This is a genomic window from Arthrobacter sp. TmT3-37, assembly GCF_054510835.1.
In genome coordinates this window covers 36,352-48,246 of the sequence record NZ_JBTNDU010000002.1, presented here as the reverse complement: position 1 = coordinate 48,246, position 11,895 = coordinate 36,352, and the positions used below count along the sequence as shown (strand labels likewise).

Genomic DNA, 11,895 nt, shown 5'->3' with positions numbered 1-11,895 from the left:
CCGGCGGCCGCATCGGTGGCACGACGACGCAGGGCCCCTCCGGTGGGAGGGGCCCTGCGTCGTGGTGGAGCGGTCAGGGCTTGAGCAGCACCTTGATGGCGCGGCGCTCGTCCATCGCCTTGTACGCCTCGGCGACGTCCTCCAGCGGCATCTCGACGTCGAACACCCGGCCCGGGTCGATCGTCCCGTCGAGGACGTCCTTCAGGAGTTCGGGGATGTAGGTGTGCGCGGGGGCCATGCCTCCGCCCACCGTGATGTTCTTCGCGAACAGGTAGCTGATCGGCAGCTCGGGTCCGCCCGCGGGGACCCCGACGAATCCGAGGTGTCCGCCCGGCCGGGTGCTGCGCAGCGCCTGGTCCATGGACTCCTTGGTGCCGACGCACTCGAGGACCGAGTCCGCGAGGACTCCCCCGAGCAGCTCCCGCACCTTCTCGACGCCCGCGTCGCCGCGCTCCGCGACGATGTCGGTCGCGCCGAATTCGCGTGCGAGCGCCTGGCGGTCCTCGTGGCGGGACATCGCGATGATGCGCTCCGCACCCAGGCGACGGGCGGCGAGGACACCGCAGAGGCCCACGGCGCCGTCGCCCACGACGACGACGGTGCTGCCCGGGCCGACGTTCGCGGACACGGCCGCGTGGTGGCCTGTCGACATGACGTCGGAGAGCGTCAGGAGGCTCGCCGTCAGGGCGGCATCGGGCTCCGACACGCCCTCGACCTTGCGGAGCGTCCCGTCGGCCTGGGGGACGCGCACGGCCTCGCCCTGCCCGCCCTGCACGAAGTCCCCGTGCTCGTCCGTGCTGCCCCAGCCCGCAAGATGCTCGCAGGCGACCGTGACACCGTCCCGGCACGGCGGGCAGGTCCCGCAGCTGTCCACGAAGGGGGCGATCACGAAATCGCCGACCGCGAGGTCCCGGACGTCGTCGCCGACGGACTCGACGACGCCCACGAACTCGTGGCCGATCGCCTTGGGCTCCTTGGTCGGGCGGACACCGCGGTACGGCCACAGGTCCGACCCGCAGACGCACGAGGCGGTGACCCGCACGACGGCGTCCGTGGGACGGACGATGCTCGGATAGTCCCGGTCCTCGACGCGGATATCGCCTGGTCCGTGGATGATGGTGGCGCGCATGGAATCTCCTAGAATCTCGCGGGACGCGATCGATGGTCCCCTTCGCCACCCTACAAGCGCAGGCGCCCGTCGCCCTACCGGACAGGACCGCCGGCGGCCGACTTGAACTCGTGCTCGAGTTCCTCGAGACTCCTCCCCCTCGTCTCCGGGACGTAGCGGCGCGCGAAGAGGATCGCTGCGACGCCGAGGACCACGAACACGAAGAACGTGGTGGAGATCGTGATCGCGGCCATCAGGATCGGGAAGCTGAGGCTCACGGCGAAGTTGACCATCCAGAGGACGAAGACGGCCGCCCCCATCCCGAGTCCGCGCAGGCGCATGGGGAAGATCTCGGAGAGCATCAGCCAGGTCACCGGCGAGATGGCACCCTGCTGGAAGGCCAGGAACGTGACGGTCAGGGCGAGGACGAGGAACCCGCGCGCGGTGCCCTCCGGCACGAGCAGCGAGACGAGCCCGATGGCGAGCAGGGCCGACGTCGTCCCGATCTGGCCCACCAGCAGCATGGGCCGGCGGCCCACCCTGCCCAGCAGCCAGATCCCCACGAACGTGGCCGCGACCGAGATGATGCCGTTCGCGATGTTCGCGGTCAGGGCGGCCTGCGTGCCGAACCCCGCGACGACGAGGATCTGCGTCCCGTAGTACATGATCGAGTTGACGCCGGTGATCTGCTGGATGACGGCCAGCCCGAGGCCCACGAAGAAGACCCTGCGGAGCCAGGGCGTCCGCAGGTCACGGAGGCCCGCGGTCTCGCGCCCGCGGTCCTCGATGGCCGTCGACCTGACCTCCTCGTACTCCTGGCGCGCGACCTCCTCCGGCCGCAGCCGCTGCAGGACGCGCAGCGCGACGCCGAAGGCGCCGTGGGCCGCGAGCCAGCGGGGGCTCTCCGGCACGAAGTGCATCCCGATCCACAGGCCGATGGCCGGGAGGGTCGCCAGGACGAGCATCCACCGCCAGATCCCGGAGCTGTCCCCGAACACGGTGCCCAGGAAGGCGCTGGTGCTGAAGGCGATCAGCTGCCCTGTCACGATCATCAGTTCATTGCGTGTCACAACCTGGCCGCGCCGGGCGGCCGGCGACAGCTCGGCGAGGAAGATCGGCACCATCACGGACGCGCCGCCCACGGCCAGTCCCAGGACGAGGCGCGAGACGACCATCACGGTCACATCGGGGGCCAGGGACGTCCCCAGGGTCCCGGCCAGGAAGACCACCGCGAGCACGAGGATCATCCTCTTCCGGCCGTGGGCGTCGGCGAGCCTGCCCCCGGTGAGGGCGCCGAAGGCCGCCCCGAAGACCAGCGAGCTCGCGACGAGTCCCTCGGTGATGGCGGTGAGACGCAGGTCCTCCACCATGAACGGCAGGGCGCCGTTGATGACGCCGGTGTCGAAGCCGAACAGCAGGCCGCCGAGGGTCGCCACCCACGTCGCCCGGCGCAGGTACCTGCGCTGCCGCCGGTCGCCGTCGTCGCCCCTCGGGCCGGTCGTGCTGTTCCCCGTTCCGCTGCTCATGCCCCGTCCGTTCCTGCTCGTCCGTTCCTTCCCGTCCCTGCCACGCTACGTTCCCGGGCCCGCGTCCCGCGCGCGATCCCACCCCGACCCCGGTGGACACGGGCCGTCGGTGCACCGGGCCCACCGACGCGAACAGCCTCCCCCGCAGCGTGCGGAGGAGGCTGTCCGGTGGAGTGCGTCGCGGCCTAGAGGGTCGCGTAGACCTCGCGGAGGAGCTTGGCGGTCTCGGAGGGCGTCTTGCCGACCTTGACCCCGGCGGCCTCGAGGGCCTCCTTCTTGGCCTGCGCGGTTCCCGCCGAGCCGGAGACGATGGCGCCGGCATGTCCCATGGTCTTGCCCTCGGGCGCCGTGAAGCCTGCCACGTAGCCGACGACCGGCTTGGTGACGTTCGCCTTGATGAACTCCGCAGCGCGCTCTTCCGCGTCGCCGCCGATCTCGCCGATCATCACGATGGCCTTGGTCTCGGGGTCCGCCTCGAAGGCCGCGAGGGCGTCGATGTGCGTGGTGCCGATGACGGGGTCGCCGCCGATGCCGATGGCCGTGGAGAAGCCGAGGTCGCGCAGTTCGAACATCATCTGGTAGGTCAGCGTGCCGGACTTCGAGACGAGGCCCACGCCGCCCTTGCCGGTGATGTTCGCGGGGGTGATGCCCACGAGCGACTCGCCGGGCGTGATGATGCCGGGGCAGTTCGGGCCGATGATCCGGGTGACCTGCTTGCCGTCGGCGTCGACCTTCGACTGGGCGAGGGCCCAGAATTCGGCCGAGTCCTGGACGGGGACACCCTCGGTGATGACGACGACGAGGCCGATCCCGGCCTCGATCGCCTCCACGACGGCGTCCTTGGTGAAGGCCGGCGGGACGAAGACGATCGACACGTCGGCGCCGGTCTCCGTCATGGCTTCCTGGACGGTGCCGTACACGGGGAGCGTGACGTCGCCGTGGGTCACGGTGGTGCCGGCCTTGCGGGCGTTGACGCCGCCGACGACCTGGGTCCCGGCCTTCAGCATGAGGGCGGTGTGCTTGGTGCCCTCGCCGCCCGTGATGCCCTGGACGATGACCTTCGAGTCCTTGTTGAGGTAGATAGACATGTGGGGAACCCTTTACTTTCCGTAGGCCAGCGCGGCGGCCTTGTCGGCGCCTTCGTCCATGGTGTCGGCGATGGTCACCAGCGGGTGGTTGGCCTCGGCGAGGATACGGCGGCCCTCTTCGACGTTGTTGCCGTCCAGGCGCACCACGAGGGGCTTGTTGGCCTCGTCGCCGAGGATCTCGAGGGCGCTCACGATGCCGTTGGCCACGGCGTCGCACGCGGTGATGCCACCGAAGACGTTCACGAAGACACTCTTGACCTGGGCGTCGTTGAGGATGACGTCGAGGCCTGCCGCCATGACCTCGGCGGACGCTCCACCGCCGATGTCGAGGAAGTTGGCGGGCTTCACGTTGCCGTGCGCCTCGCCGGCGTAGGCGACGACGTCGAGGGTCGACATGACCAGTCCGGCGCCGTTGCCGATGATCCCGACCTCGCCGTCGAGCTTGACGTAGTTGAGGTCGTTCTCCTTGGCCTTGGCCTCGAGCGGATCGGCCGCGTCCTTGTCCTCGAGGGCGGCGTGGTCCGCGTGGCGGAACCCGGCGTTCTCGTCGATGGTGACCTTGCCGTCGAGGGCGACGATGTCACCGGCACCGGTCTTCACGAGGGGGTTGACCTCCACGAGCGTGGCGTCCTCCTTCACGAAGACGTCCCACAGCTTGAGGATGGTGGCGACGACACCCTGGCGCAGTTCGGGGGCGAACCCCGCGGCGTCGACGATCTCCTCGGCCTTGGCCTGGTCGATGCCGGTGCCGGCGTCCACCGAGATGCGTGCCAGCGCCTCGGGGCGTTCGACGGCGAGCTGCTCGATCTCCATGCCGCCCTCCACCGAGCACATGGCCAGGTAGTTGCGGTTGGACCGGTCGAGCAGGACGGAGAAGTAGTACTCCTCGGCGATGTCGGCGCCCTGCGCGATCATCACCGTGTGGACCGTGTGCCCCTTGATGTCCATCCCGAGGATGTCCGAAGCATAGGAGAAGGCCTCGTCGGGGGTCTTGGCGACCTTCACGCCGCCGGCCTTGCCACGACCGCCCACCTTGACCTGGGCCTTGACGACGACGACGCCGCCGATCTTCTCGGCTGCTGCCTTTGCTTCTTCTGGGGTGTGCGCCACGATGCCGGCGAGCACGGGAACTCCGTGTGCCTCAAAGAGATCGCGCGCCTGATATTCAAACAGGTCCACGGGCTAGAGTCCTTCTACGTCGAAGTAGGTTTACACAAGGGACTTTAGCCCCTCGGGCCGGAGGCCTTTCCCAGACTATCGATTTAGTGAGTAAGGCCACAGTTCTATCCGGTGTAGAAATCCGGCCCGGGATCGTTGACGTTTTTCCTCCCGGTATGATGCCGCGAACGGCGTCAGGCCACCTTCGTCAGGGGTGCGTAGCGCAGCAGCAGCCGCTTCTCGCCGACGTCGAACCGCACCTTGGCCACGGTCTTGTCGCCGGCGCCCTCGACGGACAGGACGGTGCCGTTGCCGAAGCTCGCGTGGTTGACGTGGTCCCCGACCGCGACGGACACCACTTCCTTCTGCGGCTGCACGCGTCCCACGCTCTTCGAGGGAGCCGCGGCGCTCCCGGTGAAGCCGCCACCGCTCGCACCCCAGTAGGACCCGCTGAACCGCGGCCCGCTGATGCTCCCGCCGGACGTCCACGCCGGCTTCGCCGCACCCTCGCGCTTCCAGGAGATCAGCTCCTCGGGGATCTCGCTGACGAACTGGCTGGCGGGGTTGTACTGGCTCTGGCCCCACATGCTGCGGACCTCGGACCGGGTGACGTAGAGGCGCCGGCGGGCACGGGTCAGGCCCACGTAGGCCAGGCGCCGTTCCTCGGCGAGCTCCTTCGGATCGGTGGCCGAACGCTGGTGCGGGAAGATCCCCTGCTCCATGCCGGTCAGGAACACCACGGGGAACTCGAGGCCCTTGGCGGTGTGCAGGGTCATGAGGGTCACGACGCCCTGGCGGCGTGCCTCCTCGACGGCGCGCTGCACGTCCGCCGCCGAGCCGTCGGGGGCGTCGGGGATGGAGTCGGCGTCCGCGACGAGGGACACCTGCTCGAGGAAGTCCCCGAGCGTGCCCTCCGGGTTGTCGCGCTCGAATTCGCGGACGACGGCGACGAGCTCGGCCAGGTTCTCCACGCGGGATTCGTCCTGGGGATCGTTGCTGGTCCGCAGCTGCTCGAGGTAGCCGGTCTGCTCCAGCACGGCCTCGAGGGCGGCGGACGCGCCGGACCCGCTGGCGACCTCCGCGAGATCGTCGATCAGCTTCACGAATCCGGCCACGGCGTTGACCGAGCGCGTGGCCATCCCGGGTGCCTGGTCCGCCCGCCGGAGGGCCTGCATGAAGCTGATCCGCTCACGCTCGCTGAGCGCCGCGATCGCGTACTCGGCACGGTCGCCGATGCCGCGCTTGGGTTCGTTGAGGACACGGCGCAGGTTGACGACGTCGTCGGAGTTCACCAGGACGCGCAGGTACGCGAGCGCGTCCTTGATCTCCTTGCGCTCGTAGAACCTGGTGCCGCCGACCACCTTGTAGGGCAGGCCCACGCGCAGCAGGATCTCCTCGATGGACCGTGACTGGGCGTTGGTGCGGTAGAAGACGGCGACATCACCCGGGCGGAGGTTCTCCTCGTCCTGGAGCCGGTCGATCTCCTCGGCGATGAAACGGGCCTCCTCGTGCTCGTTCTCACCCACATAGCCGACGATCTTCTCGCCGCTGCCCTCGGCGGTCCACAGCCGCTTCTCCGGCCGGTTCGGGTTGCGGGAGATCACGGCGTTCGCGGCACTGAGGATGTTCTGGGTGGAGCGGTAGTTCTGTTCGAGCAGGATGGTCCGCGCGCTCGGGTAGTCGTTCTCGAACTCGACGATGTTGCGGACATCGGCGCCGCGGAACGCGTAGATGGACTGGTCGGAGTCGCCGACGACGGTCAGCTCCGCCGGGTCCTCGGAGGACTCACCCGGGACGCCGACGATCTCCCGGACGAGGGCGTACTGCGCGTGGTTGGTGTCCTGGTACTCGTCGACGAGGACGTGGCGGAACCGGCGCCGGTAGTAGTCGGCCACGCCGGGGAAGGCCCGGAACATGAACACGGTCTGCGCGATCAGGTCGTCGAAGTCCATGGCGTTGGCCTGGCGCATGCGCTGCGCGTACCCCGTGTACACCTCGGCGACGGCCTGCTCGAAGGGATCGGAGAGGCCTGCCTCCGAGGCGAAGGTCTCCTCGTCGATCAGTTCGTTCTTGAGCGCGGAGATCTTGTGCTGGATCGCCTTGGGAGCGAACTTCTTCGGATCGAGGTCCAGGCCCTTGGCGACGAGCGTGATGAGGCGCAGCGTGTCGGCGGAGTCGTAGATGGAGAAGTTCGAGTTGAGCCCGACGGAGGCCGCCTCGCGGCGGAGGATCCGCACGCAGGACGAGTGGAAGGTGGAGATCCACATGCGCTTGGCGACGTCGCCGATGAGGCCCTCGATGCGCTCGCGCATCTCGGCGGCGGCCTTGTTGGTGAACGTGATGGCCAGGATCTGCCCGGGGTGGGAACGACCGGTGGCCAGCAGGTACGCGATGCGGTGACTGAGCACACGGGTCTTGCCGGATCCCGCGCCGGCGACGATCAGCAGGGGCGACCCACCGTGCTTCACGGCTTCCTCCTGCTGGGGGTTCAGTCCCACCAGCAGTTCCTGCGCCCTGTGCTCGTCCACGCCGACGCGCGACGGCACGTGTCCGGCGGCGGGATCGGAGTGCTCCGCCGCCATCGCCGCCTCGCGCGCGCGCTTCTTCTCGGCGGGCGTGGGCGGGGAGACGTAGGGATCGAAGAGCATGTCCATGGTGCTCCAATTCTAGGCGGTACCCCCGACACTCACCCGCCGCGCGCCGCCGTCGGGGCGATGCCGGGACCGCCGCCGCGTCGCCCATACTGGAGGGGTGGCGAAGACGAGGGCGCAGATAGCACGCAAGCATTCAGCCGGCGTACCGGCGGCGACACCCTCCGCACCCTCCACGCCGCCCTCGGCGGGGAGCCGGACGGGCAACGGCAACCTCGTCCTGATCGCGGCCGCCGTCGCCGCCCTGTTCCTCTTCTGGTACTTCCACCTGCTGACACTGGGGCAGATGACGCAGCTGTCCGGAGGACTGACCATGCCGGACCTGATGATCGGCGGATACGACGCCGGGTACGTCCAGCGCCTGCGCGAGACGATGGACGACGACGCCCGCGGCCAGTTGAGCTACCTGCACCGGACCGCCGGCACGCTGTTCCCGCTGATCTTCGCGTTCGCCTGGCTCCTGCTGGTCCAGCTCAACGCCGGACGCCGCTGGCTGCGCCGGCTGCTGTGGTCGCCGGTGATCCTCTTCGTCGTCGCCGACCTGTGGGAGAACATCGCGATCGACACGGCGCTCGCGGGCGCCGATCCCGGCACGGTGGCACTCGCCTCGGCGCTGACGGTCCTGCGCTGGGTGCTGCTCGCCGTCAGCCTCCTCGCAGGAGCGGTGGCCGTGTTCCTGCCGCGGCGCCTGCGCGGACCTGCGCAGGAGCGCGGACCCCGGGACGAAGAACGGGTAAGCTAGGACCGCCGGATCGGGAGCACCACGGATCCGAGCCTCTGTAGCTCAGTAGGATAGAGCGTCCCTCTCCTAAAGGGAAGGTCGTCGGTTCGATTCCGGCCAGGGGCACACGGCATCGAAGGAGGATGGGCAGCCGCGCCCATCCTCCTTCGTCGTCCGGCGGTAGGTTGGACGCCATGCCGGAACGGACGAGCCGAATGACCGACCGGGCGACGATCACCGTCACCGCCCTGTGCCTGATCGACGACCGCGGCCGCCTGCTGCTGGTACGCAAGCGCGGGACGACGCTGTTCATGCAGCCCGGCGGCAAGCCGGAGCCGGGCGAGTCGCCGGCGCAGGCCGGCGCCCGGGAGGTGTCCGAGGAGCTGGGCCTCACCGTCGCACCGCAGGACCTGACCCTGCTGGGCACCTGGGAGGGGCCGGCGGCGAACGAGGCGGACACCCGCCTGGTCGCCACCGTCTTCCTGTGCCCGCTGACCGCCGAGCCCCGTCCTGCGGCCGAGATCGAGGAGATCGACTGGCTCCCCCTCGACGGGCCGCAGCACCGCGCGGATCTCGCTCCGCTGCTGACCGGCTACGTGATCCCCGCCCTGCTGTCGCTGCGCGGCTGAACGTCAGACGCCGGTGAGCGCCTCGGGCTCCTCGTCCACCGCGACGTTCTTCTGCACCGCGAACTGCGTGCGGTGCAGCTCCTCGTAGCGGCCCCCCACCGCCAGCAGTTCGTCGTGCGTCCCCCGCTCCACGATCGACCCGTCCTCGACGACGAGGATCAGGTCGGCGCTGCGGATGGTGGACAGGCGGTGCGCGATGACCATCGCCGTCCGGCCCTCGAGCGCCTCGCTCAGCGCGGCCTGCACGGCCGCCTCCGACGTCGAGTCGAGCGCCGCCGTCGCCTCGTCCAGGATGACCACCCGCGGATGCGCGAGCAGCAGGCGCGCGATCGTCATGCGCTGGCGTTCGCCACCCGACAGCCGGTAGCCGCGTTCACCGACCATCGTGTCCAGCTGGTCCGGCAGCGACCGCACGAGCGGCTCGAGCCGCGCCCGCCGGACGGCGTCCCACACCTCGTCCTCCGTTGCCTCCGGCCGCGCGAGCCGCAGGTTGGAGAGGATCGTCTCGTGGAACAGGTGGCCGTCCTGCGTCACCATGCCCAGTGTCTGCCGCATCGACGCGAAGGTCACGTCGCGGACGTCCGCACCGGACAGCCGCACCGCACCGCTGTCGACGTCGTACAGGCGCGCGAGGAGCTGTGCGATGGTCGACTTCCCGGCACCCGAGGTGCCCACCAGTGCGACCGTCTGCCCGGGCTCGATCCGGAAGGACACCCCGTGCAGCACCTCCTCGCCGCCCCGGGTGTCCAGCGTCGAGACCTCCTCGAGCGAGGCGAGCGAGACCTTGTCCGCGGACGGGTAGGCAAAGCGGACGTCGTCGAACTCCACGGCCACCGGGCCCGCCGGCACGCTCCCGGCGTCGGGCTTCTCCTGGATGAGCGGCTCGAGGTCGAGCACCTCGAACACGCGCTCGAAGCTGACGATCGCGCTCATGATCTCGACCCTCGCGTTAGCCAGGCTCGTCAGGGGTGCGTAGAGGCGCGTGAGCAGGAGTGCGAGCGTCACCACCTCGCCGGTGTCCAGCTGTCCCGCGAGCGCGAGGAAACCGCCGAGCCCGTACACCAGTGCCAGTGCCAGCGCCGAGACGAGCATCAGCGCCGTGAAGAACACGAACTGCAGCATCGCGGTCCGCACCCCGATGTCCCGCACGCGCGCCGCGCGGACACGGAATTCCTCGGCCTCCTCGTCGGGCCGCCCGAAGAGCTTCACCAGGGTGGCACCGGGTGCCGAGAACCGCTCGGTCATCTGGGTGCTCATGGCCGAGTTGTGGTCGGCCGCCTCGCGGCGGAGGGCCGCGAGGCGGCTCCCCATGCGGCGCGCCGGGACCAGGAAGACGGGCAGCATGACGACGGCGAGCACCGTGACCAGCCACGAGGTGCTGAGCATGACCGCGAGGGTGAGGACCAGCGCCACGAGGTTGGTGACCACTCCGGAGAGCGTGCCGCTGAAGGCCTGCTGGGCGCCGATCACGTCGTTGTTCAGGCGGCTCACCAGCGCGCCGGTGCGGGTGCGCGTGAAGAAGGCGATGGGCATCTTCTGCACGTGGTTGAACACGGCGGTCCGCAGGTCGAGGATGACGCCCTCACCGATGCGCGCCGAGTACCACCGCGTCACGAGGGACACCGCCGCATCCGCGACGGCCACGAGCGCGATGACGACGGCGAGCCACACGACGGTGCGCACCTCGCCGCGGGCGACGATCACGTCGACGACCTGCCCGGCCAGGACCGGCGTCGCGACCGCGAGGAACGCCCCGGCCACGGACAGCAGGATGAACAGCAGCAGCTTCGACCGGTACGGCACGGCGAACGTGAGGATGCGGCGCACCGACTCCCGGGAGAAGCCGTGCGCACCGTTCTTCGCCGTCGAGATCTTGTACAGCGAGCTCCAGGCCGCGCCTTCCATGCTCATAGCGATTCCTTCCACGGATGCCAGTCCCGGCTCGGGTCCCGGGTTTCTGGACCCCCGCCGCAATACTTCGGAACAATAAGTGGATGCTCCGGTGTTCACCTCAGTAGTGTTCTACTCCGGTCCCGGTCGGGGCGGAGGTACGTAGGGTTCAAGCCAACCATGGCTCCTTCTATTTCCCCGCCCGCCGAGCCCGTCCACTCGAGACCAAAGGAAGTCCCATGACCCACCGCCTGTCCCTCCTCGGTGCCGCCGCAGCCCTCACCCTGGCGCTCGCCGGCTGCGGTTCATCCTCGACGCCCGCAGGGAACGGTGGAGCATCCGAGTCCGCGGCCCCGACGTCGCTCCAGGAGATCCAGGACGCGGGCGTGCTCACCGTCGGGACCGAGGGCACGTACAAGCCCTTCAGCTACCACGAGGGCGGCAGTGGCGACCTGACCGGGTACGACGTCGAGGTCATCACCGCGGTCGCCGAGAAGCTGGGCGTGGAGGCCGAGTTCGAGGAGACGCAGTGGGACGCGATCTTCGCGGGCCTCGAGGCGGGGCGCTTCGACGTCATCGCGAACCAGGTCTCGATCACGGACGAGCGCAAGGAGACCTACGACTTCTCCGACCCGTACACCGTGAGTTCGGGCGTGATCGTCACGACGGCGGACAACACCGACATCACCTCCTTCGAGGACCTCTCCGGCAAGACCACCGCGCAGTCGCTGACCAGCAACTGGTACGAGCTGGCGCAGGAGGCCGGTGCCGACGTCGAGCCCGTCGAGGGCTGGGCACAGTCCGTCACGCTCCTCGAGCAGGGCCGCGTCGACGCGACCATCAACGACGAGCTGACCTACCTCGACTACCAGAAGACCAGCAACAACGCAGGCATCAAGATCGCGGTCACCACCGACGAGACCTCGGAGAGCGCCGTCGCGGTGCGCAAGGGCAGCACCGACCTCGTGGACGCCATCAACACGGCGCTCGGGGAACTGCGCGCGGACGGCACCCTCGCGGAGATCTCGGAGAAGTACTTCGGCTCCGACGTCAGCGAGTGATGCCGGCAGCAGGGGGCGGACCGCGCCCGTGCACGCCCGGCGCCCGGCCCGGAGGAGCTGACT

General features: G+C 69.5%; 9 protein-coding genes and 1 tRNA gene. 4 read left to right on the top strand and 6 right to left on the bottom strand.

Annotated features, from left to right (window positions below):
• Positions 1–73 precede the first annotated feature (73 nt).
• The 5 genes from ACX80U_RS03085 to pcrA form a co-directional block, all read right to left on the bottom strand.
• Positions 74–1,129 carry a zinc-dependent alcohol dehydrogenase family protein gene (locus tag ACX80U_RS03085; RefSeq protein WP_208740580.1) on the bottom strand — a complete coding sequence of 352 codons (1,056 nt, stop codon included), beginning with the start codon at positions 1,127–1,129 and terminating at the stop codon, positions 74–76.
• A gap of 74 nt (positions 1,130–1,203) precedes the next feature.
• Positions 1,204–2,634, bottom strand: coding sequence for a sugar porter family MFS transporter (locus ACX80U_RS03080; RefSeq protein ID WP_459267370.1), 1,431 nt, complete (start codon positions 2,632–2,634; stop codon positions 1,204–1,206).
• A 185-nt stretch (positions 2,635–2,819) separates the two neighbouring features.
• Entirely contained in the window at positions 2,820–3,722 is a 903-nt protein-coding gene (gene sucD, locus ACX80U_RS03075; protein ID WP_133083182.1) for a succinate--CoA ligase subunit alpha, read from the bottom strand.
• A gap of 12 nt (positions 3,723–3,734) precedes the next feature.
• Entirely contained in the window at positions 3,735–4,901 is a 1,167-nt protein-coding gene (gene sucC, locus ACX80U_RS03070) for an ADP-forming succinate--CoA ligase subunit beta (RefSeq protein ID WP_459267369.1), read from the bottom strand.
• 173 nt (positions 4,902–5,074) lie between these two features.
• Positions 5,075–7,534 (bottom strand): DNA helicase PcrA, encoded by a 2,460-nt coding sequence (gene pcrA / locus ACX80U_RS03065; RefSeq protein ID WP_459267368.1) that lies wholly within the window; start codon positions 7,532–7,534, stop codon positions 5,075–5,077.
• A gap of 97 nt (positions 7,535–7,631) precedes the next feature.
• Here pcrA and ACX80U_RS03060 point away from each other — a divergent pair, with 97 nt between their 5' ends.
• The 3 genes from ACX80U_RS03060 (at position 7,632) to ACX80U_RS03050 (ending at position 8,881) form a co-directional block, all read left to right on the top strand.
• The gene (locus tag ACX80U_RS03060; RefSeq protein WP_459267367.1) at positions 7,632–8,273 is read left to right on the top strand and encodes a hypothetical protein; all 642 of its coding nucleotides are present in this window, start codon (positions 7,632–7,634) and stop codon (positions 8,271–8,273) included.
• A gap of 31 nt (positions 8,274–8,304) precedes the next feature.
• Positions 8,305–8,378 (top strand) — tRNA-Arg (locus ACX80U_RS03055).
• 68 nt (positions 8,379–8,446) lie between these two features.
• Positions 8,447–8,881, top strand: a complete 435-nt coding sequence (locus tag ACX80U_RS03050) for an NUDIX hydrolase (protein ID WP_459267366.1) — start codon at positions 8,447–8,449, stop codon at positions 8,879–8,881.
• A gap of 3 nt (positions 8,882–8,884) precedes the next feature.
• On the opposite strand, the gene ACX80U_RS03045 is transcribed toward ACX80U_RS03050, so the two are convergent.
• Positions 8,885–10,792, bottom strand: coding sequence for an ABC transporter ATP-binding protein (locus ACX80U_RS03045; protein WP_208740573.1), 1,908 nt, complete (start codon positions 10,790–10,792; stop codon positions 8,885–8,887).
• Positions 10,793–11,010: 218 nt separating this feature from the next.
• On the opposite strand from ACX80U_RS03045, the gene ACX80U_RS03040 reads away from it, so the two are divergent.
• Positions 11,011–11,832 (top strand): amino acid ABC transporter substrate-binding protein, encoded by an 822-nt coding sequence (locus ACX80U_RS03040; protein ID WP_133083176.1) that lies wholly within the window; start codon positions 11,011–11,013, stop codon positions 11,830–11,832.
• Positions 11,833–11,895 lie beyond the last annotated feature (63 nt).